This window comes from Anseongella ginsenosidimutans, from assembly GCF_008033235.1.
GTDB classification, from domain to species: Bacteria; Bacteroidota; Bacteroidia; order Sphingobacteriales; family Sphingobacteriaceae; genus Anseongella; species Anseongella ginsenosidimutans.
Window position 1 is genome coordinate 3,968,279 of sequence record NZ_CP042432.1, and the last position, 23,275, is coordinate 3,991,553.

Annotated in this window: 28 protein-coding genes, 1 tRNA gene and 1 pseudogene; 14 read left to right on the plus strand and 16 right to left on the minus strand. The window is 48.4% G+C overall.

The window, feature by feature from the left end:
• Positions 1-39: 39 nt before the first annotated feature.
• Positions 40-1,713 (plus strand): N-acyl-D-amino-acid deacylase family protein, encoded by a 1,674-nt coding sequence (locus FRZ59_RS16695; RefSeq protein ID WP_132130557.1) that lies wholly within the window; start codon positions 40-42, stop codon positions 1,711-1,713.
• A 305-nt stretch (positions 1,714-2,018) separates the two neighbouring features.
• On the opposite strand, the gene FRZ59_RS16705 is transcribed toward FRZ59_RS16695, so the two are convergent.
• Positions 2,019-2,621, minus strand: a complete 603-nt coding sequence (locus tag FRZ59_RS16705) for a hypothetical protein (RefSeq protein ID WP_207910354.1) — start codon at positions 2,619-2,621, stop codon at positions 2,019-2,021.
• A gap of 73 nt (positions 2,622-2,694) precedes the next feature.
• On the opposite strand from FRZ59_RS16705, the gene FRZ59_RS16710 reads away from it, so the two are divergent.
• The 3 genes from FRZ59_RS16710 (at position 2,695) to FRZ59_RS16720 (ending at position 4,049) form a co-directional block, all read left to right on the plus strand.
• Complete coding sequence (locus FRZ59_RS16710) at positions 2,695-3,072, plus strand: hypothetical protein (protein WP_132130558.1); 378 nt, start codon at positions 2,695-2,697, stop codon at positions 3,070-3,072.
• Between the two features lie 130 nt (positions 3,073-3,202).
• Positions 3,203-3,559, plus strand: coding sequence for an ArsR/SmtB family transcription factor (locus FRZ59_RS16715; protein ID WP_225975098.1), 357 nt, complete (start codon positions 3,203-3,205; stop codon positions 3,557-3,559).
• 4 nt (positions 3,560-3,563) lie between these two features.
• The gene (locus FRZ59_RS16720; protein WP_132130560.1) at positions 3,564-4,049 is read left to right on the plus strand and encodes an SRPBCC family protein; all 486 of its coding nucleotides are present in this window, start codon (positions 3,564-3,566) and stop codon (positions 4,047-4,049) included.
• 171 nt (positions 4,050-4,220) lie between these two features.
• Here FRZ59_RS16720 and FRZ59_RS16730 read toward each other — a convergent pair whose 3' ends face one another.
• Positions 4,221-4,886 carry a TetR/AcrR family transcriptional regulator gene (locus tag FRZ59_RS16730; RefSeq protein ID WP_132130561.1) on the minus strand — a complete coding sequence of 222 codons (666 nt, stop codon included), beginning with the start codon at positions 4,884-4,886 and terminating at the stop codon, positions 4,221-4,223.
• Positions 4,887-5,012: 126 nt separating this feature from the next.
• Between FRZ59_RS16730 and FRZ59_RS16735 the strand changes: the two genes are divergently transcribed.
• Both FRZ59_RS16735 and FRZ59_RS16740 read left to right on the plus strand, forming a co-directional pair.
• Positions 5,013-5,630 (plus strand): hypothetical protein, encoded by a 618-nt coding sequence (locus FRZ59_RS16735; RefSeq protein WP_132130562.1) that lies wholly within the window; start codon positions 5,013-5,015, stop codon positions 5,628-5,630.
• Positions 5,631-5,641: 11 nt separating this feature from the next.
• On the plus strand, positions 5,642-6,388 hold the full coding sequence (locus FRZ59_RS16740; protein ID WP_132130563.1) for a hypothetical protein: 747 nt from the start codon (positions 5,642-5,644) through the stop codon (positions 6,386-6,388).
• A gap of 133 nt (positions 6,389-6,521) precedes the next feature.
• Here FRZ59_RS16740 and FRZ59_RS16745 read toward each other — a convergent pair whose 3' ends face one another.
• The 5 genes from FRZ59_RS16745 to FRZ59_RS16765 form a co-directional block, all read right to left on the minus strand.
• Positions 6,522-6,737, minus strand: a complete 216-nt coding sequence (locus FRZ59_RS16745) for a hypothetical protein (protein ID WP_207910355.1) — start codon at positions 6,735-6,737, stop codon at positions 6,522-6,524.
• A 12-nt stretch (positions 6,738-6,749) separates the two neighbouring features.
• Positions 6,750-7,274, minus strand: a complete 525-nt coding sequence (locus FRZ59_RS16750) for a hypothetical protein (RefSeq protein ID WP_132130564.1) — start codon at positions 7,272-7,274, stop codon at positions 6,750-6,752.
• 266 nt (positions 7,275-7,540) lie between these two features.
• The gene (locus FRZ59_RS16755; protein ID WP_132130565.1) at positions 7,541-8,383 is read right to left on the minus strand and encodes an alpha/beta hydrolase; all 843 of its coding nucleotides are present in this window, start codon (positions 8,381-8,383) and stop codon (positions 7,541-7,543) included.
• A 156-nt stretch (positions 8,384-8,539) separates the two neighbouring features.
• Positions 8,540-8,887 (minus strand): plastocyanin/azurin family copper-binding protein, encoded by a 348-nt coding sequence (locus tag FRZ59_RS16760; RefSeq protein ID WP_132130566.1) that lies wholly within the window; start codon positions 8,885-8,887, stop codon positions 8,540-8,542.
• The gene (locus FRZ59_RS16765; RefSeq protein WP_225975099.1) at positions 8,884-9,435 is read right to left on the minus strand and encodes a DUF4142 domain-containing protein; all 552 of its coding nucleotides are present in this window, start codon (positions 9,433-9,435) and stop codon (positions 8,884-8,886) included. Before FRZ59_RS16765 ends, FRZ59_RS16760 begins: the two co-directional genes overlap by 4 nt.
• A gap of 296 nt (positions 9,436-9,731) precedes the next feature.
• Here FRZ59_RS16765 and FRZ59_RS16770 point away from each other — a divergent pair, with 296 nt between their 5' ends.
• A complete protein-coding gene (locus FRZ59_RS16770; RefSeq protein WP_147698382.1) occupies positions 9,732-9,893 on the plus strand; it encodes an ABC transporter permease in 162 nt (53 codons plus the stop codon).
• 173 nt (positions 9,894-10,066) lie between these two features.
• Here FRZ59_RS16770 and FRZ59_RS16775 read toward each other — a convergent pair whose 3' ends face one another.
• Both FRZ59_RS16775 and FRZ59_RS16780 read right to left on the minus strand, forming a co-directional pair.
• Positions 10,067-10,261 (minus strand): helix-turn-helix transcriptional regulator, encoded by a 195-nt coding sequence (locus tag FRZ59_RS16775; RefSeq protein ID WP_132130567.1) that lies wholly within the window; start codon positions 10,259-10,261, stop codon positions 10,067-10,069.
• Positions 10,258-10,671 carry a hypothetical protein gene (locus tag FRZ59_RS16780; protein WP_132130568.1) on the minus strand — a complete coding sequence of 138 codons (414 nt, stop codon included), beginning with the start codon at positions 10,669-10,671 and terminating at the stop codon, positions 10,258-10,260. The genes FRZ59_RS16775 and FRZ59_RS16780 overlap by 4 nt, the downstream gene beginning before the upstream one ends.
• Positions 10,672-11,034: 363 nt before the next feature.
• Between FRZ59_RS16780 and FRZ59_RS16785 the strand changes: the two genes are divergently transcribed.
• The gene (locus FRZ59_RS16785; RefSeq protein ID WP_132130569.1) at positions 11,035-12,414 is read left to right on the plus strand and encodes a serine hydrolase domain-containing protein; all 1,380 of its coding nucleotides are present in this window, start codon (positions 11,035-11,037) and stop codon (positions 12,412-12,414) included.
• Positions 12,415-12,600: 186 nt separating this feature from the next.
• Here FRZ59_RS16785 and FRZ59_RS16790 read toward each other — a convergent pair whose 3' ends face one another.
• The gene (locus FRZ59_RS16790) at positions 12,601-13,608 is read right to left on the minus strand and encodes a ligand-binding sensor domain-containing protein (protein ID WP_132130570.1); all 1,008 of its coding nucleotides are present in this window, start codon (positions 13,606-13,608) and stop codon (positions 12,601-12,603) included.
• A 202-nt stretch (positions 13,609-13,810) separates the two neighbouring features.
• Here FRZ59_RS16790 and FRZ59_RS16795 point away from each other — a divergent pair, with 202 nt between their 5' ends.
• The 3 genes and pseudogenes from FRZ59_RS16795 to FRZ59_RS16805 all read left to right on the plus strand — a co-directional run bounded on the left by FRZ59_RS16795 (position 13,811) and on the right by FRZ59_RS16805 (position 15,142).
• Positions 13,811-14,704, plus strand: a complete 894-nt coding sequence (locus tag FRZ59_RS16795; protein WP_132130571.1) for a winged helix-turn-helix domain-containing protein — start codon at positions 13,811-13,813, stop codon at positions 14,702-14,704.
• 51 nt (positions 14,705-14,755) lie between these two features.
• Positions 14,756-14,872 (plus strand): annotated as a pseudogene (locus FRZ59_RS20065) (type II toxin-antitoxin system RelE/ParE family toxin); the annotation flags it as partial.
• Between the two features lie 15 nt (positions 14,873-14,887).
• On the plus strand, positions 14,888-15,142 hold the full coding sequence (locus tag FRZ59_RS16805; protein ID WP_207910356.1) for a HigA family addiction module antitoxin: 255 nt from the start codon (positions 14,888-14,890) through the stop codon (positions 15,140-15,142).
• Between the two features lie 67 nt (positions 15,143-15,209).
• Here FRZ59_RS16805 and ltrA read toward each other — a convergent pair whose 3' ends face one another.
• From ltrA to FRZ59_RS16825, 5 genes are all read right to left on the minus strand, one after another.
• Positions 15,210-16,490, minus strand: a complete 1,281-nt coding sequence (ltrA, locus tag FRZ59_RS16810) for a group II intron reverse transcriptase/maturase (protein ID WP_225975245.1) — start codon at positions 16,488-16,490, stop codon at positions 15,210-15,212.
• 56 nt (positions 16,491-16,546) lie between these two features.
• Positions 16,547-16,876, minus strand: a complete 330-nt coding sequence (locus FRZ59_RS18575; RefSeq protein ID WP_132130826.1) for a hypothetical protein — start codon at positions 16,874-16,876, stop codon at positions 16,547-16,549.
• 255 nt (positions 16,877-17,131) lie between these two features.
• Positions 17,132-17,205: transfer RNA gene (locus FRZ59_RS16815), tRNA-Arg, on the minus strand.
• 321 nt (positions 17,206-17,526) lie between these two features.
• On the minus strand, positions 17,527-18,495 hold the full coding sequence (floA, locus tag FRZ59_RS16820) for a flotillin-like protein FloA (protein ID WP_132130797.1): 969 nt from the start codon (positions 18,493-18,495) through the stop codon (positions 17,527-17,529).
• Positions 18,496-18,514: 19 nt separating this feature from the next.
• Entirely contained in the window at positions 18,515-19,423 is a 909-nt protein-coding gene (locus FRZ59_RS16825) for an SDR family oxidoreductase (RefSeq protein ID WP_132130796.1), read from the minus strand.
• A gap of 48 nt (positions 19,424-19,471) precedes the next feature.
• On the opposite strand from FRZ59_RS16825, the gene FRZ59_RS16830 reads away from it, so the two are divergent.
• From FRZ59_RS16830 to atpC, 3 genes are all read left to right on the plus strand, one after another.
• Positions 19,472-20,467 (plus strand): NAD(P)H-quinone oxidoreductase, encoded by a 996-nt coding sequence (locus tag FRZ59_RS16830; RefSeq protein ID WP_132130795.1) that lies wholly within the window; start codon positions 19,472-19,474, stop codon positions 20,465-20,467.
• Between the two features lie 130 nt (positions 20,468-20,597).
• A complete protein-coding gene (atpD, locus tag FRZ59_RS16835; RefSeq protein ID WP_132130794.1) occupies positions 20,598-22,103 on the plus strand; it encodes a F0F1 ATP synthase subunit beta in 1,506 nt (501 codons plus the stop codon).
• Between the two features lie 30 nt (positions 22,104-22,133).
• A complete protein-coding gene (gene atpC / locus FRZ59_RS16840) occupies positions 22,134-22,376 on the plus strand; it encodes an ATP synthase F1 subunit epsilon (protein ID WP_132130793.1) in 243 nt (80 codons plus the stop codon).
• A gap of 78 nt (positions 22,377-22,454) precedes the next feature.
• On the opposite strand, the gene FRZ59_RS16845 is transcribed toward atpC, so the two are convergent.
• The gene (locus tag FRZ59_RS16845) at positions 22,455-23,261 is read right to left on the minus strand and encodes an outer membrane beta-barrel protein (protein WP_158640660.1); all 807 of its coding nucleotides are present in this window, start codon (positions 23,259-23,261) and stop codon (positions 22,455-22,457) included.
• Positions 23,262-23,275: the final 14 nt, after the last annotated feature.

Sequence of the window (23,275 nt, forward strand, 5' to 3'; positions counted from 1 at the left end):
CTCCCGGACAATACCGGGGGGCTTTTTTCTGGTTATATCATGAAGAAGCTAACGCTATGTTCTTTACTGCTGTGCCTGGTTGCCCTGCTCCTTTCCTGTACCGGGCCAAGGCAGGCAGATATTATCATCAGGAACGGCATGATCTACGACGGATCCGGCGGAAAACCCTACCGCGGCGCTGTGGCAATCACCGGCGATAAGATCACGGCGGTAGGCGACCTGGAAAATTATCATGCGCCCGTAGAAATAGATGCAAAGGGGCTCGCGGTAGCGCCGGGCTTTATCAACGTCCTCAGCTGGGCCTCCTGGACGCTGCTGATAGATGGCAAAGGCGAAAGCGATACCCGCCAGGGGGTGACCCTTGAAATATTCGGCGAAGGCACCTCCGCCGGGCCACTTAATGATGAAATGAAATCACAATATGTAAAAGATTTCCCTTCGGACAAATACGACACCACATGGACTACGCTTGGCGGTTTTTTAGCGATGATGGAAAACAGGGTCACGCCCAACGTTGCCTCTTTCGTGGGCGCCACTACCATCCGGAGGTATGTTATCGGGAATGAAGACCGGCCGCCCACCGCTGCTGAACTTCAGCAAATGAAAAACCTGGTGCGGCAGGCGATGGAAGAAGGCGCTTTAGGGCTGGGCACTTCATTGATCTACCCGCCCGCCTTTTATGCGCAGACAGAAGAGCTGATCGAAATGGCCAGGGTAGCAGCGGAATACGACGGCATCTATATTTCCCATATGCGGAATGAAGGGAACCACATACTCAAAGCCCTGGATGAACTGATAAGGATTGCCGACGAGGCAGCAATTCCGGCACAGATCTACCATCTTAAAATGGCAGGCAGCAATAACTGGAATAAATACGACCGGGTAGTCGCCAAAATCGATTCCGCAAGAGCCGCCGGCCTGGAAATATCCGCCAATATGTATATGTACAATGCTGCCTCAACCAGCCTGAGCGCCACCATGCCACCCTGGGCGCAGGAAGGCGGGTTTAATAAATTCCTGGAACGGCTGAACGACGCTCCCACACGCAACCGCATAAAAAAGGAAATGCTAAGCCCCTCAGACGAGTGGGAAAACATGTTTCTCAATAGCGGCGGCCCCTCCGGCATTCTCCTGAGTAGTTTTGAAAATGAAGAATTACGGAAATATACCGGCAAAACCCTGGAAGAAGTGGCGCTGATGAGAAAGCAGTCACCGGAAGAAACCGCCATTGATCTTATAAGAGAAGATAGTTCAAGGGTAGGCGCGGTTTATTTTATGATGTCCGAGGAAAATGTGAGAAAACAACTGCGCCTTCCCTATATGTGCTTTGGTTCGGATGCAGGCTCCATTGCCCCGGCCGGAGGCTTCCTGAATTCCAATCCCCACCCCAGAACCTATGGCAATTTCGCCCGATTACTAGGCAAATACGTCCGTGAAGAACAGGTAATCCCCCTTGAACAGGCCATCCGCGGCCTCACCAGCCTGCCTGCGGAGCTTCTCGGGATCTCCAAAAGAGGAAGCCTGAAAAAAGACTATTATGCCGACGTGGTTATCTTCGATCCGGAAACGATCCAGGATCATGCAACCTATAAAAAACCGCACCAGTTCAGCACAGGCGTACTGCACGTTTGGGTAAACGGCGTCAGCGTACTCAAAGACGGCCAGCATACGGGCGCTACCCCCGGACGCGTCGTGAAATTAAAAGAAGAATAATTTAGCTTCAGGAAGGGTTCTTACATGAATGGCTACCAATTTCCTCAAAAAGTGGCCTATGCGATGAGCCGCAGTATCCACGGCCCTGGGAGTCAAAGGCATATTAAATGAGATCCCGGGCAATTGTCAAACCAACCGTCCTGCAATCATAGCTTTTAAAGGGACAGACTACTTCATCTACCACAATGGCGCCCTGAAGGAGGGCGGAAGTTACAGGCGTTCGGTTTGTATTGACCGGGTAGTCATGACCTCCGAAGGCATTCAAACTCCTTCCGGTACTGCAATAAAATCCGGGAATGCCGGCTTTACGGAGTGATCATGATATGGGCTTTATAGGTGCCTTCGGCCATCAGCCAGGGCATGCCCGGGCCAGCGGGCTTGTTTGACAGGCCTAAATCCGCGGCCTTGGCGTAGGGAATGTAAATGACATAACGCCGGCTGGCATCGCGTATTTCCCCGGTTTGGGGATCGAGATTTTCGCGTTCGCCGGAATAGCCGTAAAACGTAGTGGGTGTTTTTGGCATGTATAGTTTTCCGGCCTTGATTTCCGCCTCACGGATGGAATCGCGTTCGGCGCCTTTCCCCTGGGCAATGAGTTCCCTTCCGCGTGCCATGAACGGATCCAGGCTTTTGGGGTAGGCATATGCTTGCAGCGTACTTTCACCCTCCTTGATCTCGGGAGCTAAACAGATAAAATCATTGCTTCCTTCGCGAAGCGTCACAAATTCGCCGTTAGCCGAATAACCATACACCGTAGCACCGTCGCGCTTTCCTTCGGGAGCCGCCATCAGCGCTACCTTAATCAGGACATCTTCAGGAAGGGCTTGGGAAGCCTGTTGCGCCCTGATGGAAAGCGTAGCCGTGGAAAGCCAAACCATAAGGAATATGGGGAAAAAGAACGTTTTCATACCTGTCTTCCGTTTGATACTAAGATAGGGAATATCTGCCAAAAGTCGTTATCTTGGGCCGAAAAAGACGGACATGAGAATAATTTTAACACTAACGTTTATCGCGGCAATCAGTTTTACGGCTTTTTCGCAAGACGTCCGGGAAACCAGGATAGAAACCCGGGCTCAGGCTCAGGTTCCAACGTATTCATATGCATATATCTCCGTCGAAGGCAAAATTTTGTCGAAAAAACTCAAAGTAGAAGTTGATTTAGGCGATACCCCGGAACAGATCAGAGAGGGCGAGGAATACTCCGAAATACTAACCAACAAAAAATCATACGCGGCCATATTGAATTATATGGTCGAAAGCCAGTACGAACTTGTTGAAACACTTGAGCGTAACTATTCTAAGGAAGGTACAGGCGGAACCGCCGGCATTATTTTTATCATGAAAAAACGGAATAACTAACTACCTCAATAAATATCCATGCTTCGACTTACCGGGCCTGAATAGCTACCGCGCCTGAATAGCATACCGGCCTGAGGCAAACTTAACAGCCGAGGAAACCGATAATTTTACAAAATATTTGCACAACCAAATGGTTGTACTTACATTTGAGCAACCATTTGGTTGTATTATGATTGAAAGAAGAGACGTTTTTCAGGCAATTTCAGATCCTACGCGGAGGGTTATCATCCATAAATTAGCTCAGGGGCCGCTCAATATCGCCCGGATCGTGGAGGACTTCGGTATGAGCAGGCAGGCCATCGCCAAACACATCAAAGTTCTTAAGGAATGTGGCATGGTTTCCATTACTCAAAAAGGGCGTGAACAGATTTGTGAAGCCCGGATCGATCAGTTGGATGAAGTTGTGGACTGGGTAGCTAAGTCCCGCAAGCTGTGGAACCAGCGCTTTGAAAAGCTAGATCAATTTCTTAAAGACACTAAAAAGTAAAATTATGAACACCGGCAAAAAAGAACTCTTAATCAGCCACTTGTTCGATGCCCCTCCGGAAGTAGTATTCCGGGCCTGGACAGATCCCGAAAAACTAAAACATTGGTACGCGCCTGATGGCTGTACTATTGAGTACCGGCATATCGAAGTCAGGCCTGGCGGCAGCTTTCATTCCTGCGTTCATGACCCGGTCTACGGCGATTGCTGGATCACGGGAACATACCTGGAAGTGTCCGCTCCGGAAAAATTAGTATTCACAATGTTGCTTTCGGATAAAGATGGAAATGATGTGAGTTCGGCGGCTGCCGGAAAGCCGGAAGACTGGCCGGAGCAACTGCTTACCACCGTTACTTTTGAGCCGGTAAAGCAGCAAACCAAGGTAACCATTCATCAAACGGTTCCGGAAGAGGAAGCGAAAAAGACCGGCGCTTACCAAAGCTGGATCAAAATGTTTAACAAGCTTAACCAGATGCTGGTAAATTCGAAGTGAGCCTCCCCTTTGGCCTGGTACGGCATGCATCAATGGCTGAAGGATTTTACATACAGAATCGAATTGCAATGGTGGATATTCGCCCTTACAGGCCTGCTTGCCGTAGTAATCGCTTTACTTACCGTGAGCTTTCAGTCAGTAAAAGCTGCCCTTGTAAACCCGGTGAAGTCTTTAAAGTCGGAATGAATCTTTTTTCTGCCTGGCGGCTTCCGCATAAGCCCATTCCAAAACGTCCTCCAGGGTTTTAAACAGGCGCTTCTTTCTTTCTTCGGTTTCGGTTCCGATTTCACAGAAGCTTCCTCCGGTGGCGTTTGAATGCAGCGCCACATAATAGACTCCACCCAGCAACAAGGCAAGGATAGCCCGTATATCTATATCCGTTTCCTCAAAAAAAGGATCAACCAGCGCAAATAATTCCGCCCCGAGCTTTTCACGGCCGCCGCTGATCTCCCGCATTAGCCGGCTCTTTTCACTGATCTCCCACAAAATGATCTTTTGCGCTTCCGGCGACCCTGACAAATGCTCGTAAAGGTTTTGCAGGATCGTTGACATGAACCCTCTGCCGTAGTCGTCCCCGCGCCGTCCGGCCAGCTCGCTGATCGCCTCCCGAAAGGCCATCCAGTAATCCTTCCCTTTTACGTAGGTCTCTATCAGGTTATCGGTAGTCCCGAAATAACGGTAAATCAGCTTCTTGCTGACGCCTGCGGTATCAGCAATACGATTCACTCCCAATTTGGTGTACCCCTGCGTGCGGATGATATCCCCTACCGCCTGGATCAGCTTCATCTTGGTGCGTTCCTTGTTCCTGAACTCACCCTCCGGAATCTTACTGGCCATTTTTCAGTTTTGTTTATAACCTCAGATCACGAAAATACTACTTATGTCCCTTACTGGTAACATTTTTTGTATATGTCACCACTTGCAAAGATTTCAACCTTTACATTTGCACTAAGAACCACCAGCATGAAAGCAAATTTTTACCTTATCACATTACTGCTAACCGGCCTTGTCATTTCCTCCTGTGAGAAGGAGGATTTTCATTACGAAGACGCTTTTGACACCAGTTATCGCACGTGGCTGGATTTCAAGGAAACGAGCAAAAATTCCTATCAGTACATGGTTACCGGCGGCACCTGGGCCGGATCGTCCTGGCGGACTATTATTACGGTGGAAAACGGGACGGTGACACGACGCCAGTTCATGTACGATGTATTTCACGACATTGTCGCTCCTTCCGGCGGCTGGGGCCAGGCACAAATCCGGGACATACTGGATCTGATGGGCCTGACCGGAGAGGAATTCGCCGAAATGAACGGACGGTCGCTGGCAGAGGAGCTAAGTTGGGTGGAAGAGGGGGACGAGGTGGGAACGCGTGGTCCCGCCGCGGCCGCCCCGCCCAGAACCCTGGACGAGATCTATGAGGCCGCCCGCAAGGTATGGCTGATAAAGAGGGACGATGCCAAAACCTATTTTGAAGCAAATAATGACGGTCTGCTGTCCTCCTGTGGCTTCGTCATGAATGGCTGCCAGGATGATTGCTTCAACGGGATTACGATCACGTTCATAAAAAAATTGCAATAATCAACTATCATATGATACGCTTTCTCCCTATCCTGGCCCTTTTATTCATACTGGCTTCCTGTTCAGAGAACAAAGACTGCTGTGTGATCATCGAACCGGTGGAGGACAACCGCATAGACTTGTGGTCCGGTGAAGACACCTTGTTAAGCCTACCCGGCGATCTGAAGGCTTATACCGTGTCATCCGACGAGGAGGAAGTAGCCGGGATAGAAGTGACAGAAGAAGGTATTCTGATCTCTGCAGAAAATTTCGGCGCCACCATCGTACATGCCAGCGACGGAGCGAACCAACTCTTCGCCTGGACTGTACACTCGAAGATCATCCGTGGTGATTGGGCGATCATGGAGGGTTACGGGCCCTACAAAAACAGCGTTATTGTGGAGGCGGAAGACGCCGATTTTGCTGCAGGTTTAAGAGAAGAACTACTGAAAGGAATTGCCCGCCATTACTACTTCAGGTTTATGCCCTACGTAAATACCCGGACATTCCAACTGGATTCTGCCAGGTTTATCCAATTATCCGCCGGAACACCACTCAGTCTATACCGGCGTGGCTACTTTTCGTTCAGCGATCTTACACTAGTTTTAGACAACCTTGACCAGGAGAAAGAAACTTACCAGATCATCCCCTACAAGGATCGGTCAATCCTGGGCCTTTTACAGGATCTGACGGACTACTACCGGGATCTGCACCCTGATAAAGGGATTCGGAAAGTCACGCTGATCCGGCATTTAAAAGAGCATTTACCTCCGGGATAGCATCGGACAATGGTCCGCGGCCCCGAAGGTTGAAATTGTTGAAATGTTACCTAAAGGCGTTTTCCAAACTCCCGGCGGAAGCGCCCGATCAGTCAGCCATCTTCTGAAGGCGCTTTAACCAGCCGTTTCTATTTTATTCCGTTCTCAGGGATTTTACCGGGTTCGCCAGCGCCGCCTTGACGGATTGAAAGCTTATTGTTAGCAAAGCGATCAGCGCTGCCAGCGCCCCAGACAAAGCGAATATCCACCATTCGATATCGATCCGGTACGCGAAATCCTGAAGCCAGCGGTTCATGGCATACCAGGCAATACCTGATGGCTGATGGATGCAGGCTATTATAACAAGCAATTTCCAACGTTGCTAGTCATTCCAATAATCTTCATCGTAATCATGATAGAAATCTTCAGGGTGCCGGCTGATCGGAACATCTTTTACAATCAGGATATTTGCACGGCCAAGATCTACATTGATCATAAAGGAGGGAATCTCCGCTGAAAAACGCCAGTTGCCGCCATCAAGGAATACATAACCTCCCCGGTATGGATCATAAAATGTACTGTAATCGCGAAAATACGCATGATAACGGGCTTCATACCGATGTGCCCTGGCCCAGCCCGGAAGACCATGCTTATGCCTTGCCTTTAAATATTCCTTATGGCGTTTTGATGATTCGCGGTAATATTCTTCTTGTTTCTTCCTGCGCTCACGAGCATATTCAGCCCGCTTCTTATCGCGTTCACGGTAATATTCGTCCCGCTTTTTATCTGCCTCTCGCCTATGTTCCCAGTATTTGTTATCCTTTTCATAACGCTGAGCCTTCACCTCAGCACGCCCCGCAATCAGCAGGGTTGTAGCTGCTATCGTAATAAATACGGCTTTTTTCATGATTTTACATTTAATGAAGTAACCGAAACCAAAAACCGTTCCATATGGGGACTTCGTATAAAATGATGTCAGTGGTTCGGCTTTCCAGTATTATTTCAAATTGTAAAAACATTGACTTCCAATTGCACCACCACCGTACTCTAATGCAAGGGTATCAGAAAGCATGATCTGGCAATTACGGTAGGCAATATCTTCTCCCCAGGGCGATCCGGAGAAGATTAAGGTCGGCATTGAGTTCCAGGAAAGCTGTAGCGAACGAACAGCGATTAGTCAACTGGTTTAAACAAGAGCCTGGAAAACATGTAAAGGTCATTTTTCCATACTTTAAAATTATGCCCACCCGGCTCGATATAATAAATATGGGGTACCTCATGATCCAACAGGTATTCATGAGTTTGCTGACTAAATCTCAGTAGTTCGTCCTGATCTCCACAGGAAATCCAAAGCAGCTTGAGCTTTTCTTTTGCAAGACCAGGATCAGGCACCAGCGTGTGGGGATCTTTCGTATTCGGAGCAGCAGAAAAACCGCCCACCCAGGCAAATTCATCTAAATTACCCAGTCCAAAATTCAACGCCTGGCCTCCGCCCATAGACAGCCCGGCGATGGCGCGGTACTCCCGGCTACTTTTTACCGGGTATTGCTTTTCAATAAAGGGGATCAGGTCGTCCAATAAGTCACGCTCAAAAGTAGCGAACGCCACCACCTTTTCCCGGGCCATGATATCGCCCGTTGCCCTGTCATCTTCCATGGCGCGTCCATTAGGCATGACCACGATCATGGGCGCTAATTTTCCGTCAGCGTATAAATTGTCGAAAATCACCTGGGGGCTCCCGCCACGAAGCCACTCTGTTTCATCCCCTCCAATTCCGTGTAAAAGATACAGCACGGGATAGTTCTTATTCTCAGAGAATAACGGCGGAGTATATACGAGGGCTTTCCGGGTAGTCCCCACGGTTTCAGAGGTATAGCTTACGGTATCTATATTTCCACGGAAAATATTAGCACGTACCTTATCAAATCCCCGGGGAGCCCGCTTTTCAGCTACCTGTCCATAAGCACATATATGGAAAATAGTGGTTCCCACCAGCATAAAAACGATTTTTTTCATCACTTTCCGGTAAAATAAAGTCTATGTAAACAAACCTAAACTTTATGCCTATTCTAAGCTATGTGTTTTTTTGCCAGTGCTGACTGTATTTTATTGGAGAATTTTCAATGTGCCTTATTAGGAATATTGTGGCTTATGTGATCAACCATGGCATTTTTACTGCCGGATGGTAATAATCTTGCCCTTCATGACTGGGTGGAGACTACAGTAATACTTTACGTCTTCTTGAACAACACGCTCAAACGATTCCCCTACAGGAATTGGACCAGAAGTCCATGCTTTCTCGTTTTCTTCGGTTACATCGTGGATGACAATCCCCTTGTTTATGAATACAACCGTATCGCCGACATGGACGTGGATTTCCGAAGGCGTAAATTGCATTTGCTGTAACGTTACTTTTACGCGTATTGGCGTATGTTGCGGTTTCTGGCTGCATCCGCCCACCATCCATCCAAAAAGGAGGACGGTGGGAAGCAGCCAATTTATTATTTTCAGCTTACTCATTTTGAAGCATCAAACGCTTTCTGCACCATTTTGGCGTGATCCAGGTGAGCTTTCAATGCAGGCAAGACATTTTTAAGCAAATCCTTGAGTTCACTGTTTTCTGTTTCAGGAATTAGCAAGGTCTCGACCGCACCAATCACTGCTTTGTGATAGGCGACTTCGTTATCAATATAAACCTTGTCAAATGCTTTGCCCGACAATGCCCGCAGTTCTTTTTGTTTCTTCCCGGCCCCCTCCAGAAGCTGCTTGCTGACTGCATTGTTCTTTGGCGTAACACCAAGTTTTTTGGCAAGCGCGGCGGCTTGCTTAATGACAGCGGTATGGTCATTAGCCATGGTTTGCGCAAATTTCAGGATATCAGCATTTCCCGATTTCTCTTTCGCAATGGCTGCATAATCGATATCAATCTGGTTGGCTACCACAGCTACATGTGCCACCTCGGCGTCGGATAGCTTTGGTGTCTCCTGAGCATAGCCCACGAATGCGAACAATAAGAGTGACGTAGTCAACAGGGCTGATTTTTTGAAATTCATCTTTAGTTTTTTCATTGTATTATAATTTTTACTAACTGAATGAATAGAGTCGCCCATGCTGAAAAAGGTTACATAAGCCGCCAAGCTTTATATTATTTGATTCTGAGTACAGATCTGTCCGGAAACGGACGGTAAATGTCCGAATAAGAACACATTATCCGGAAAGGATCACGTAGAAGTGTATATGAGCAGTCTTTCTGAAATGGCAGCTTTCTTGTATTATACAGACAAAGCCAAACCATGCTAAGAAACTACTTCAAGATTGCCTGGCGATCGCCTTCCTTATCGCCGCCCCCGCCGCTTATTATCTGATGACAGGCTGGCTGGAACGATACGAGTATCGCACCGAAATTACCTGGTGGATCTTTCTGGCCACCGGCATTGCGACTTTGCTGATCGCCCTGCTGACCATCAGTTACCAGGCTATCAAAGCTGCTGTGAGGAACCCGGTGAAATCGCTTAGGTCGGACTGAAATAATATGGTGGAAAGATACTTGTGGTGGCACCCCCTTGCTGCGCGACAGCAGGCTCCGCTATAACGCAGTGGCCGAAGAGCCATGCAGCTCCGAGCGGGGACCGGCGGATTCTCCTCACCTTCTGTCATGCATTAATCTGACCAACGATATAAACCTGGAACAGCTTCAACTTAATCTTCCTCCTGGAAAACATCTTCGATCGCCCGCGAAAAGAACCGGGCAATTTTAAAGGCAAGAGGCAAACTTGGATCAAATTTCCCTTTTTCAATCGCGTTGATAGTTTGCCGTGAAACATCGACAACGACCGCTAGCTCGGCTTGCGTCATGTTCCGTTCTGCTCTTAGTACCTTTATACGATTTTTCACCGATACCTGATATTGCTGACAACTACTCCAATTAAGTAAGTAATACCTACAAGCATGATTAAAAAAGATATTTCGGCCTCAAAAGGTATGACATTTGTTATATCCAGGATGGAATAACTCATGCCTCCAACCACGCCGACACCAAAGGCAATGGCCATAGCATCTGTGTTAACTTTTTTTTGCAATTCGTCCAATCCATTGATGTACTTCCTGTTCATAAGGATCATGCCGATACCAACTATTGCATTGATCAAGATGAATATGAGTGAAATCCCGGAATTATAATCCCAGATGACTTCCGGGCCGAATGTAGCTATAGCCACAGTAAGCACCCAACTCCCTGTCCAATAGGCTAAATGCCATGTGTTCTTTCTTGTGCTGGCTTCCCGTTGATTTGTTTTTGCATCCATAACAATTAAACTAATTTGGTTTGACCTTAATGGAAAGTTTTATTGATGCGAATATACAAACAAAAAAGACAAAATCAAGTTTACTTTACATTAAGTACATAAAACTTTACAAAAAGCTTACTCAAACATAGGGGAAGATGAATCACATACCATCCTGGTTCGTCCCTGTTAACTTATTTCCGTCACATATAGTCAGGGGTCTGTCACATTTTTAAAATTGGTTTTCCCGGATACTCTATGTTTACCAAAAATTTAATAAGGTATGCGAGCCAGGTGTAACTATAATTCATCCTGGTACCGGCAAGTCAAGGCCGCGATGAGGCAGAAGAATCAACAGCGCATTCAAAACTAAAACAACCCGAAATGAAAACAATGGAAATCGCTCGTCTATTGACATGGAAAACTATGGTCCTTTTTATTGTACTGGCCGTTATGTGTAAATCGGTCGCTGCTCAGGACCTGAATACTTCAAAACTGGACGAACTGCTCACTTACCTGGAAGACCGGAATGAGGCAATGGGCAGCCTGGCAATATCAAAAAATGGAAAGCTTTTATATGCCCGGTCCATAGGCTACCGCTCTGTCAACAATGACAAAAAGATACCTGCTGACCGCGATACAAAATACAGGATATGGTCAATTACGAAAATATTTACGGCGACAATGATCCTGCAACTGATCGAAGAAGGAAACCTGAAGCTTGAGACTACCTTAGATCAGTTCTTTCCTCGAATAGCAAATGCAGACAGCATAACCATTTTGCACATGCTCAATCACAAAAGTGGAATACATGACTTTACAGATCCCGGTCCCGAAAATTCAAGCTCCCCGGATAGCCAGACGCAAGCTCGTATGGTTGATCTGATTTCAATGTTCAAACCAGACTTCCGACCCGGCGAAAGGTTCCAATACAGTAATTCCAACTTCCTGCTGCTGGGATACATTGTTGAAAAATTGGACGAAGTAACTTACAGTGCAGCCCTTCGGAACCGGATCTCCTCCAGGATCGGCCTTTCAGATACCTACTACGGACTGGATGCGCTGAGATCGATTGAAAACAAAGCGTTTACCTATCGATTGCAGGAGGGTCAATGGATCGCGGTGAACGAAGGGGACTTCAGCGCCCCGGTCCCCGGAGGAGCAGGTAGTATCGTGTCCACACCTTCTGATATGGTGAAATTTATCGAATCATTGTTCAGCGGCCGGTTGATTACAGAAAATAGCCTGGCCCAGATGACCAATATAAGCGAGTTCTACGGTTTGGGTATTCACCTGGTGCATAGCCAGTCGTCTGCAGGTTTTGGTCATGGGGGCGGCTATCTTGGGTCTTACTCAAATCTGGCCTACTATCCTCAGGATCGCCTTGCAATAGCATACTGTACAAATGGACAGGTCTATGAAATGGACAAAATACTTTATCATGTGCTGCAAATCTGTTATGATAAATCCTATGTACTGCCATTCAACAGGCCGAGCATTCAGTTAAGCAAGAATATCCTTCAGAAATATGCGGGCATTTACGAAACCCCAAAGTTCTTACTCACTGTGACAATGGAGGGCAATCATCTTACGGCACAACCCGCAGGGCAGCAAAAATCTACCTTGGCTGCCTTTGCAGAGAACGGTTTCTTCACACAAGAATTTAATATAGAGATCACATTCGGCTCCGATAAGACGGGAAAGACAGACAGCGTGTTTATCCGACAGGGCGACCGGAAAATGGCAGGAAAGAAAATCAAATAACCAGCGACCGCTCCTGTCGGTTATCGCGGGCCGGTATGGCGCCCGGTGGACAAGCAGATTAAACTTATTCGATTTTTTAAAACAAAGAACAATGCTCTGGCGAAAAAATACCGGTTTCAGGCCAGCATGTGATCATTATACTGATTAATACAATTTGACAAATGATTTTTAAATAAGTTATTTACATTATTTCATACCCTCTTTACTTTTAAAGTCCGTGATGGTCTTTCCATCATAACGATACACTCCACTTCCAGATCCAAACCAAATACTTCCATCGCTAGCTTCCAAAAGTCCCAAAAAAGCTGGTGGTCCTGACAAGATTTCGGTTACAGTAGGCTTTTTGTTGTACAAGGACTTGTGATCATAACGAGAAAGTGCCCAGGCCCCGACGTTATTAGGATTTACCGAACCAGTAGTCCAGATGTTCCCTTTCTTATCTTCGATGACAGCATAAGCCCCCCTCTGCGAAACCTTAGCAAAGGTACTGCCGTCATAGCGCCAAAGACCATTAACGTCACCGAACCAAATGCTTCCTTTTTTATCTTCGATTATTGACCAAGTGTTCTTAAAGAGTTTACCGTCTTTGTTTTTTAAAACAGTAAATGTTTTTCCATCATAAAAACAAGGCCCATCCCCTGTGGCAATCCATAATTTCCCAGTTTTGTCTTCCATGATAGCCCTACCACCATTATTGGGAAATCCGTCTTTCGTTGTAAAATTCCGAAAAGATTTCCCATCGTAAAGGCTTAGTCCGCCTCCGCCGAACCAAATATTACCGGCTTTATCTTCATAAATAGACATAACCAGATTATTGGCGAGGCCCTCCCTGGTTGTAAAATGTTGAAAGGATTTCCCATTGTAATAATAAACCCCTGAATCAGTAGAAGCGAACCAAAGGTTTCCGCGTCGATCTTCCAGTACATCCCAGTATCTGCGCGAACCTATTCTACTTGTGAGATTGGTAAACGATTTTCCATCATATCGAAAGACACCACCCCATGATGCAGCAATTAAAATGTTTCCGTTTCTATCTTGCTTTACATTCCGAACCATGGTGCTGGGCCCGTAAGAAGTGACTGTGTCCTTGATATTGTAATTGATATTATCTTTATGTGGTTCTGTTTGCTTTTGTCCGCAGGAAGTGTGAAAGACAGACATTAAGAACAAAGCATATACGTGTATGTATTTCATAATTTATTTATTTTGGTAAAAGCTTCACGGTTCCAATAGCGGACAATGCAGCTCCTTTCTTTCATTTTTTTAAACACCAGGACATTTTTTATTTTTCATATCATATCAAAGTTTGATGCAGTAAAATTACTTTGATATCTCCACCGTGGGGAACTTGGATTGTAAAAAGAAATGTAAACTTTGTAAATAAATCGTAAATAATATGTCTGACAGCCGAAATCTCCTCTCCGGGAAAGGAAAGTACCTCTGCGGGTTGATATTACTCGCATTTATCGCTGTGATCTGTGCGGCTTTCAGTATGAGCGGTAGTGACGACTTTGCTATCGCCAGAAGGGAAGTTTTGCTCCGCAGGATCGGACACGAACTACTCTTACAGTCGGGCGACAGTACATCAAGAGTACTTCCCGTAAAAAAGATTGCAGAAAATGAGTACCAGATCAGGTTTGAGAATGATCTTACTTTTCAACCGGACTCCCTGGTTAATACAATTCAGCGTTTGTTAGCCAAAGACCCGCTCGCAAGTGATTACGTCGTTAACGTACTGAACTGTGGCAATGCCAGTGTAGCTTATGGATATGCTATATCAAAAAATAAGAAAGATGATATTGTAGCCTGTATAGGAAGGAGACAACCCGTAGCATGTTATAAGATTAACATTAAATTCAAACCGTCAGGAATAGATACAGCAAAGAATGGATATCTTCTGGGTAGCCTCCCATTTTTAGCATTTGTTGGTTTTATCCTTTTGAGATCGGTCAAGCCACGGAGAGTTTTACCTGAGGATGGTCAGAATACGAGCATGTTTACTTTGGGATCAGTTTTGTTTGACGCAAAGGATCGTAAGCTTATAGTAAATGGAAAGACAATAGACCTGACCGGAACCGAAACCCGTCTACTGCACATTTTCGCGTTGTGTCCTAACGAGACTATAGAGAGAAGCCGGCTGCAAAAAGAGATATGGGAAGATGAAGGTGTCATTGTGGGGCGCAGTCTGGACATGTTCATATCAAAACTTAGAAAAAAAGTGGAAGTAGAGCCGAATATCAAAATTGTTGCTATTCGCAGTAAAGGATATAGGCTTGAAATTAGTTCTTAAGAAGAATCTGACACAAGTAAAGGATATGGATTCCCTCGCTCGGGGCTCCATCCGTTAAAGGGGGATCAGCAAGGTTTTTTGGCAGTCAAGATAAGCGGAAACTACCGTATCATCTTTCGTTTCGAGAACAAAAATGCTTATGACCTTGATTACATAGATTATCATTGAAAGAGTTTTTATAATATGTTACAGCGTGGAATGCTTCCGGAACATCCGGGAGAAGTGTTAAAGGGTCTTTACCTTGAATCACTCGGGATTTCTATGACGGAAGCGGCAGCGAGGCTGGGAATAACCGGCAAAGCATTATCCCAGATTGTAAATGGCCGTATGGGAATTAGTGCTGAAACGGCAGTACGCTTATCAAAAGCGCTTAATACCAGTCCGGAACTTTGGCTGAATATGCAGCGTAATTATGATCTGTGGATTGCCGAGGAATGAATGCATGATGTTGAGATCAAGCGTATTGATTGAGTAGGAGGCGAAATTGTTAGATTTCGCCGTCCTCTCACACCACCGGACGTACGGTTCCGTATCCGGCGGTTCCAGTGCCTACTGTTTTCTTGTAAATCAAATATCTGTCCAGCAGGCTTTCTAAGCCAAGGTGTCGGAAATACTTCTTAGGAAAGGCTTGATTCATGTGGCTGGCCCCGGAATTCCACCATGGGCCGCGGTCGTTGAACGAAGACTGAACAGCTCGCTCCTCCGACAGCCCTGCGGCCATCAGACGCAGGCGTCTTGTCCACCTTCGTTTCCATTGCCGCCACTTGATCAGTCGTAACCGCCTGCGGATCCATTCATCCAGCTCCTCCGCAATCCCTTTCATGTCCGCTATACGGTAATAATTCAGCCAGCCCCTGAGATGAGGGTTGAGCTGTTCAGTGATAAACCTTCCTATGTTTCTCCCTCTACCTTGCCTGAATAGCCTCTTGAGTTCCTGCCGGAGACGTCTCAGGCTCTCGGGGGATACCCGGATCCCCACCCCGCCTTTCTTCCAGTAGAAGCTGAAGCCCAGGAATTTTCGTTTTCCCAGACGATCTGCCTTGCTCTTTTCCTTGTTCACTTTCAGCCGCATCTTCCCTTCCAAAAAGCGTGTTAATGAGGCATATACCCGTTCCCCGGATTGCCTGGTTTTCACGTACACGTTGCAGTCATCAGCATATCGGACAAACTTATGGCCCCGCTTCTCCAACTCTTTGTCCAGTTCGTCTAATACGATATTGGACAACAGCGGCGATAGCGGTGACCCTTGAGGAGTGCCTTTACTGCGTGGTTCCAGCACCCCGCCCTCCATTATACCTGCTTTCAGGCAACGGTCTATCAGGCGGTGCAGCTGCCATTCTCCCCGGGTCTTTTCCATAATCCGGCTCATCAGTCTTCGGTGGTTGACCTCGTCAAAAAAGTTTGACAAGTCCATATCCACTACGTATTTGTAGCCCTGCTCCTGATAAGTCTTTGCTTGTTCAACTGCGGATGATGCCCTGCGCCCTGCACGGAAACCGTAGCTCTGATCTGAGAACGTGGGTTCCCAGATCGGACTCAATACTTGCTGGATAGCTTGTTGGATCAGCCGGTCGGTGACCGTGGGGATACCCAGCATTCGCTGGCCTCCTCCCGGCTTCGGTATGGTTACCTTCTTTACCGGCTGGGGGCAGTAGATGCCCCCTTCCAACTCTTCTTTGATTCGTTGCCAGTGTGTTTGGAGATACGGCCGCAGCTGGCTGACTTCCATCCCGTCTATCCCCGCCGAGCCTTTGTTGCCCACTACCTTTCGGTAGGCAAGCTCCATGTTCTCCTTACTAACAATTTCCTCTATCAGATACTTCTTTACTGGGGTCGGATTTTCTACCGCGGGTATAGAAGTATCCGCACCAGGTGCTTTCCCGACCACTTCCGGTAGTCGTCCTTCACCCCTGGCCAAATGGCTTCCACCATTCGCTTCTGCTTCTTGCTTCTGTAACATGATAGCTCCTTCCCGTAATCATTGGTTCGGCCCTTCGTTCCGGATAGTAGAACTACTATGGCCTCTGCTGACTCCTGATCGCTCAGCCGGATGTCTTCATCCGGGTTGTTCCTTACAGGGATACCGCACGTCCCCTCCGCTAACTTTCCGATCAGGTCTCCCCGGGTAATGCACAGCTCCTTCACGCTTATACCTGCCGCATCTACATCCATGCCTTCCGGATAAGTACAGGACTTTAGAGATGATGGCCTCCTTGTCCGGCATGTATGCCTTATATGCGATTCCTGTTCGTCAGGCCAACGCTTTGCCTTCGGCTTCCTTCAGATTCCACCTCGCGATGGACACCCTTGCCGCTCGGCTAACAGTTCCCCTTACCGGGCCTGTAGAGGACTTTCACCTCCGAGAGGCTGTGCCCTGCCGGGCACACCATAAAAAAACCGGCTTTGTCGTATTGCAAAGCCGGTTTGTACACCCGTAGGGATTCGAACCCCAAGTCTTCTGATCCGTAGTCAGATGCTTTATCCAGTTAAGCTACGGGTGCATTTAGTTCCATCTGTTGAAACTTTTCCGCCGTGGCGGGTTGCAAAGATACGAAGATAATTCGAAATCCTAAAGATCAACCTTCAAAAGAGAAAGGAAATTCAACCTCGTACGCGCCTCCAGGTATGCCCGCATGCCACAATACGCGCAAAAACCCCGATACTGGGGCACAATCGGCGCGTCCCGGCTTGCCGCAGCCGCTTCCGCACCTCCTCTATCCGCACACGTATACCCTCTTAGAACGCGGGCGCACTTCCCGCACCTCCGGCATTCACGCGCGCTCCCCACCTTCTCCGGGCTGCCCTGCGCTCACGCCAGCATCTTATTTTTTACTCCCCTTGGGTTTGGAAATGGATTCGCGCATGTCGGTGTCGGCCTGGATGTTTTGCATGCGGTAATAGTCCATGATGCCGAGGTTGCCGTCCTTGAAGGCTTCGGCCATTGCTTTTGGTATTTCTGCTTCGGCTTCTATTACTTTGGCGCGGGCTTCCTGGGCTTTCGCCTTCATTTCCTGTTCCTGGGCTACGGCCATGGCGCGGCGTTCTTCGGCGCGGGCGTTGGCTACTTTGAGGTCGGCTTCGGCCTGGTCGGTTTGGAGTTTGGCGCCGATGTTTTCGCCGATATCTATGTCTGCAATATCAATGGAAAGGATTTCAAAAGCGGTGCCGGCATCCAGCCCTTTTTCGAGTACCAGTTTGGAGATGCGGTCCGGGTTTTCAAGTACCTGTTTGTGGGTGGCGGAAGAACCAATGGTGGTAACGATACCTTCCCCTACCCTTGCCAGGATGGTTTCTTCGCCTGCGCCGCCAACCAGCTGGCGGATATTGGCTCTTACTGTAACTCGTGCCTTGGCAATGAGCTGAATTCCATCCTGGGCCACGGCGGCCACGGGAGGTGTGTTGATCACCCGTGGGTTGACGGAAAGCTGCACGGCGTCTGATACGTCCCTTCCCGCAAGGTCAATGGCGGTTGCCATTTTGAAATCGAGCGGTATATTCGCTTTATCGGCAGAGATCAGGGCCTTAATTACATTATTAACGTGCCCGCCGGCCAGGTAATGGGTTTCTATTTCGTTGGACGTCAGGTTCAGGCCGGCTTTGGTGGATGTGATCATTGCATTCACAACCAACGCGGGTGGAACTTTCCGCAGGCGCATCAGCACCAGGTTAATAAGGCTGACTTTTACCCCGGATAACAAGGCGGTGAACCATAGGTTTACCGGGAAAATATAAAGGATCAGGAAGAAGGCTATAATGCCTCCTACGATAAAAAGTATAGTGATAGCGTCCATAACGGTGTTCAGGTATTATTTATGGGGTTGAAGATAGCTGTTTTTTTACGATTTCAAGCCCTTCTTCGAAAGAATGCGGGTGGTAGTTGAGTTCCCGGCGGGCTTTATCCAGGATAAAACCTGTTTTCGGCGGCCTTTTCGCAGCCTGGTTAAGCGTTGCGGCCGGAATGGGAGTGATTACGGACTCGTCAAGGTTAAAAAAGCGGGCTACCCGCTGCACGAGTTCGAGTATGCTCATATAATCTTCTCCGGAAACGTGGAAAATTCCCCGGGCACGTTTTTTTGCGGTCAGCACGCAGGCTTCGGCAAGGTCTTCGGCCAGGGTTGGCATTCTGAACTGGTCATTGACCACATTTATGGGTTGCCCTTTTTCCAGCGCTCCTTTCGCCCACAGGACAATATTGGAGCGGCTCATATCCTGCACTACTCCATATACGATAATCGTTCGAAGGATCGCCCATTCGGCGGAGGATTCCCGGACGATCGTTTCCGATTCGAGCTTTGTGTTGCCGTAATAGCTGAGGGGGTCCGGGTGATCTTCTTCCCTGTAGGGGCCGCTTTCTCCATTGAAGATAAAATCGGTGGAAAGATGGATAAAAAATGCGTTCTGTTTTCCGGCGGCATTTACAAGGTAGCGCGTGGCATCCACGTTCAGGCGGCGGCAGCCTTCGCGGTCTTTCTCGCAGGCATCCACATTGGTCATGGCGGCGGTATGGATAATAACGTCGGGCCGGTGCGTCGCAATCACCTCCTGTACCTGGTTTTCGTCCCGGATATCCATTTCCCGGTAGAGATAGCCGCCTTTTCCGGGATACCGGTCAGGACCTTTGGAGGTGGCTACCAGCTGGTATTCAGGGTTATCTTTAAGCAGGCTGGTGAGCTTCTGGCCAAGTAGTCCGTTACTGCCGGTGACAAGAATAGTTTGCATGGGACGAAAATAGTATTTTTATCTTTAGCTCCGGAAACAGCGAGGAATATGAAAGCGATCATTATCACCCAACCGGGCGAACCGGGAGTGCTGCAGCTGGCGGAAAGGCCGGTTCCGGTTCCCGCCGCGGGAGAAGTGCTTATAAAAGTAAAGGCTGCCGGGTTGAACCGGCCTGATATCGCCCAGCGGAAGGGAAGGTACCCGGCGCCCGAAGGAGCCCCCGCGGACATCCCGGGATTGGAAATTGCGGGTATTTTGGAAAGTGTCGCCGAAAAAAAGGACGGCGCAGGCGGCCGCTGGAAAGCCGGCGACAGCGTTTGCGCACTGGTAAGCGGGGGCGGTTATGCCGAATATTGCTGCGTTCCGGAAGGACAATGCCTGCCATTGCCGGAAAATTTTTCTTTTGCCCAGGCGGCATCCCTCCCCGAAACTTTCTTTACCGTATGGAGCAATGTGTTCGATCGCGGAAAACTTCAAAAAGGAGATCACTTTCTTGTCCACGGTGGCTCCGGCGGAATTGGTTCCACGGCTATCCAGATGGCCAGTGTCTGGGGTTGCCAGGTATTCACCACCGCCGGAACCCCGGAAAAATGCCGGTTTTGCGAGGAACTGGGGGCTTCAAGGGCTATTAATTATCATGTGGAAGATTTTGAAGAGGTGATGAAGGGACTTTACCCCTCGCCTGCCCTGAGCGTGATCCTGGATATGATCGGCGGGGAATACACGCCTAAAAACCTGCGCCTCCTGGCCGATGAGGGCCGCCTTATACAGATCAACGCGGCGAAAGGGAAATCGGCGACAATTGACCTGCTGGAAATCATGCGGCGGCGGCTGGTGGTCACCGGCTCTACCTTGCGCGCCAGGGACTCCGGCTTTAAAAGTGACATTGCCCGAAAGCTGGAAGCAAATATATGGCCTCTTTTATCAGAAGGCCTTATTCTTCCGGTCGTGCATGCTGTTTTTCCGCTGAAAGAGGCGGCGAGGGCACACGAACTGATGGAAAGCGGCGGGCACCTCGGAAAAATAGTCCTGGAAATGCCCTGATCAGTACGCCTGATTTTCTTCCGGCCCGGCCTTTTTTCTTAAAAAAGAAAAGACTAAATTTGCGGCCGCAAACGGGGGCTAGCGAATTGGCCCGGACAATATCATTTTAAAGAAAAATCGAAGAAACAATATGCCAAACGTTGGAAAAATCGTTCAAGTCATCGGCCCTGTAGTGGACGTTAGCTTCTCCGCGGAAAATGCTGAACTTCCGAAAATTTATAACGCGATTACGGTTGCCAAGCCGGACGGCGAGGTTTTAGTACTGGAATGCCAGCAGCACCTGGGGGAAGACCGCGTGCGTACCATTGCCATGGATTCTACGGACGGGCTGGTTCGCGGCATGGACGTGACCGATACCGGGGCGCCGATCAGGATGCCGGTAGGTGATGAAATAAAAGGACGATTGTTCAACGTGGTTGGTTCCGCTATTGACGGGATCGATACAGTTGCCAGCGAAAAAGGTTACCCCATTCACCGCCCCGCTCCCAAATTTGAAGAACTTTCCACCGAATCGGAAGTACTTTTCACCGGGATCAAGGTAATTGACCTTCTGGAGCCTTATTCCAAGGGAGGAAAGATTGGTTTGTTCGGGGGTGCCGGTGTTGGTAAAACGGTACTGATCCAGGAACTCATTAATAATATTGCAAAAGGACACGGAGGATTGTCGGTATTTGCCGGAGTTGGCGAACGTACCCGTGAAGGGAATGACCTGCTGCGCGAATTTATCGAATCCGGCGTTATTGACTATGGAACCGAGTTCCGCAAGTCCATGGAAGAAGGCCGTTGGGACCTGGACAAAGTGGATAAGGAAAAGCTGCTTGAATCCAAGGCTACCCTCGTATTCGGTCAGATGAACGAACCTCCGGGAGCCCGTGCCCGTGTTGCCCTTTCAGGCCTTACCGTAGCGGAATATTTCCGTGACGGGGATGAAGAAAGCGGCGGCCGCGACGTACTCTTCTTTATTGACAATATTTTCCGTTTTACGCAGGCAGGTTCGGAAGTATCCGCCCTTCTTGGTCGTATGCCTTCGGCGGTAGGTTACCAGCCTACCCTGGCCACCGAAATGGGACAGATGCAGGAACGGATCACTTCCACCAAGAGGGGTTCCATTACTTCCGTACAGGCTGTATACGTACCTGCGGATGACCTTACCGACCCGGCGCCGGCGACTACATTTGCCCACCTGGATGCTACCACGGTATTGAACCGTAAAATATCCGAACTGGGTATTTACCCCGCGGTAGACCCGCTTGATTCTACTTCCCGGATTCTTACCAAAGAAGTGGTAGGCGAGGAACACTATAATTGCGCCCAGCGCGTGAAAGAGATCCTGCAGCGTTACAAAGAACTTCAGGACATCATTGCGATCCTGGGTATGGATGAACTTTCCGAAGAAGATAAGCTTACCGTACAGCGTGCCCGCCGAGTACAGCGTTTCCTGTCGCAGCCTTTCCACGTGGCCGAACAATTCACCGGTATCCCGGGTGTGATGGTTGACATTAAGGATACGATCCGCGGTTTCAACATGATCATGGACGGCGAGGTAGACGACTATCCGGAAGCAGCCTTCAACCTGAAAGGAACCATTGAAGATGTAATCGAAGCCGGTAAAAAGATGCTGGCTGAGGCACGGTAATTTCGAAATCTGCGCTCAAATCTGATTTTTATGACGTTAGAGATTCTGACTCCCGATAAAAAGGTATTTTCCGGGGAAGCTACTTCGGTAACTGTCCCCGGAACCCAGGGTTCCTTTACGGTGCTGAATAATCATGCTCCCATCATCTCCACCCTCGAAGCAGGGGAAGTTAAAGTGAAAGGTAACCAGGGAATGGAAACCTTCCACATTAATGGCGGAGTAATTGAAGTACTGAAGAATAAGGTAGTTCTGTTGGCGGAAAGCTTATCTTAAACACGCCCGCCGGTCTGTCCGCCTGACCGGCGCGGTTACTGCCATCCGGGCTCCAAAAGTATCCGGAGCCCGGATGTTTCAAAAGCCCCATCCTATCCCGAAAGAAATATTCTGTATTTCCGGCCCTTCTCCGTCAGCAAAAATGCTCTTCGGGTAATAGCGGCAAAAGACGGAGAAGCCATCATAACCTACGCGTCCAACCCAGGCATACCTGAATTCTCTTAGGTTGAAATTGTCATCCACCTTGGTTTTACCCTCTTCCTGGCTACGCTGCTTCATACGGCCCCTGAGCAGGAATTGCGGTTCAAATCCACCGGTAAATGTTACCTTATTGAAAGTAACCAGCTGCAGATTAAAAGGCAGGGTCAGGTATTTTGCCTTGAATTTATTCTTGGTAAAGTGGATGGGCTCCTCCGTGAAGGTCACATATTCCTGTTCCGGCTGAAGGGTTACGTCATTCTCCAGCGCCCAGTCATTATAGTCCAGGCCCAGCGCAAAATTCATTTCCACGAAATCAGCTGGCCGGAATTTCAGGTTCAGGAAGCGGATCTGTACATTGGTGGAATTGCCGAGTTTCTGTTCAAAATCCTCCATTTCGGGAGCGAGATTCAGGTCACCGTTAACCATAAACGCGTTGAATCCCAGGTCAAAGCCTCCGAGTATGCCGAAATCGAAGACATCTTTCTCCTTTTTCTTTTCATCAGTATCTTCGTTTTTGTCCTGGTCCCTTTCTCCGAAAGTCAGTTCAATACCATCCCCGCTGATCTCTACCCTGGTAGTTTTCACGATCACTGTATCCTTCTGATGTTCCAGGCTGTCTGCTTCCTGGGCGGTCAGTGATCCTGCGGCAAGCACCGCCGTTGTCAGCAATAAATATCGCTTCATATAATTAGAATTAC

Excerpts from the sequence above, each read along its gene's own strand:
- FRZ59_RS16695 (WP_132130557.1), top strand. The coding sequence starts at position 40 with ATGAAGAAGCTAACGCTATGTTCTTTACTGCTGTGCCTGGTTGCCCTG.
- FRZ59_RS16705 (WP_207910354.1), bottom strand. The coding sequence starts at position 2,621 with ATGAAAACGTTCTTTTTCCCCATATTCCTTATGGTTTGGCTTTCCACG.
- FRZ59_RS16710 (WP_132130558.1), top strand. The coding sequence starts at position 2,695 with ATGAGAATAATTTTAACACTAACGTTTATCGCGGCAATCAGTTTTACG.
- FRZ59_RS16715 (WP_225975098.1), top strand. The coding sequence starts at position 3,203 with ATGGTTGTACTTACATTTGAGCAACCATTTGGTTGTATTATGATTGAA.
- FRZ59_RS16720 (WP_132130560.1), top strand. The coding sequence starts at position 3,564 with ATGAACACCGGCAAAAAAGAACTCTTAATCAGCCACTTGTTCGATGCC.
- FRZ59_RS16730 (WP_132130561.1), bottom strand. The coding sequence starts at position 4,886 with ATGGCCAGTAAGATTCCGGAGGGTGAGTTCAGGAACAAGGAACGCACC.
- FRZ59_RS16735 (WP_132130562.1), top strand. The coding sequence starts at position 5,013 with ATGAAAGCAAATTTTTACCTTATCACATTACTGCTAACCGGCCTTGTC.
- FRZ59_RS16740 (WP_132130563.1), top strand. The coding sequence starts at position 5,642 with ATGATACGCTTTCTCCCTATCCTGGCCCTTTTATTCATACTGGCTTCC.
- FRZ59_RS16750 (WP_132130564.1), bottom strand. The coding sequence starts at position 7,274 with ATGAAAAAAGCCGTATTTATTACGATAGCAGCTACAACCCTGCTGATT.
- FRZ59_RS16755 (WP_132130565.1), bottom strand. The coding sequence starts at position 8,383 with ATGAAAAAAATCGTTTTTATGCTGGTGGGAACCACTATTTTCCATATA.
- FRZ59_RS16760 (WP_132130566.1), bottom strand. The coding sequence starts at position 8,887 with ATGAGTAAGCTGAAAATAATAAATTGGCTGCTTCCCACCGTCCTCCTT.
- FRZ59_RS16765 (WP_225975099.1), bottom strand. The coding sequence starts at position 9,435 with ATGAAAAAACTAAAGATGAATTTCAAAAAATCAGCCCTGTTGACTACG.
- FRZ59_RS16770 (WP_147698382.1), top strand. The coding sequence starts at position 9,732 with ATGACAGGCTGGCTGGAACGATACGAGTATCGCACCGAAATTACCTGG.
- FRZ59_RS16780 (WP_132130568.1), bottom strand. The coding sequence starts at position 10,671 with ATGGATGCAAAAACAAATCAACGGGAAGCCAGCACAAGAAAGAACACA.
- FRZ59_RS16785 (WP_132130569.1), top strand. The coding sequence starts at position 11,035 with ATGAAAACAATGGAAATCGCTCGTCTATTGACATGGAAAACTATGGTC.
- FRZ59_RS16790 (WP_132130570.1), bottom strand. The coding sequence starts at position 13,608 with ATGAAATACATACACGTATATGCTTTGTTCTTAATGTCTGTCTTTCAC.
- FRZ59_RS16795 (WP_132130571.1), top strand. The coding sequence starts at position 13,811 with ATGTCTGACAGCCGAAATCTCCTCTCCGGGAAAGGAAAGTACCTCTGC.
- FRZ59_RS16805 (WP_207910356.1), top strand. The coding sequence starts at position 14,888 with ATGTTACAGCGTGGAATGCTTCCGGAACATCCGGGAGAAGTGTTAAAG.
- ltrA (WP_225975245.1), bottom strand. The coding sequence starts at position 16,490 with ATGGAGCTTGCCTACCGAAAGGTAGTGGGCAACAAAGGCTCGGCGGGG.
- FRZ59_RS18575 (WP_132130826.1), bottom strand. The coding sequence starts at position 16,876 with ATGGATGTAGATGCGGCAGGTATAAGCGTGAAGGAGCTGTGCATTACC.
- floA (WP_132130797.1), bottom strand. The coding sequence starts at position 18,495 with ATGGACGCTATCACTATACTTTTTATCGTAGGAGGCATTATAGCCTTC.
- FRZ59_RS16825 (WP_132130796.1), bottom strand. The coding sequence starts at position 19,423 with ATGCAAACTATTCTTGTCACCGGCAGTAACGGACTACTTGGCCAGAAG.
- FRZ59_RS16830 (WP_132130795.1), top strand. The coding sequence starts at position 19,472 with ATGAAAGCGATCATTATCACCCAACCGGGCGAACCGGGAGTGCTGCAG.
- atpD (WP_132130794.1), top strand. The coding sequence starts at position 20,598 with ATGCCAAACGTTGGAAAAATCGTTCAAGTCATCGGCCCTGTAGTGGAC.
- atpC (WP_132130793.1), top strand. The coding sequence starts at position 22,134 with ATGACGTTAGAGATTCTGACTCCCGATAAAAAGGTATTTTCCGGGGAA.
- FRZ59_RS16845 (WP_158640660.1), bottom strand. The coding sequence starts at position 23,261 with ATGAAGCGATATTTATTGCTGACAACGGCGGTGCTTGCCGCAGGATCA.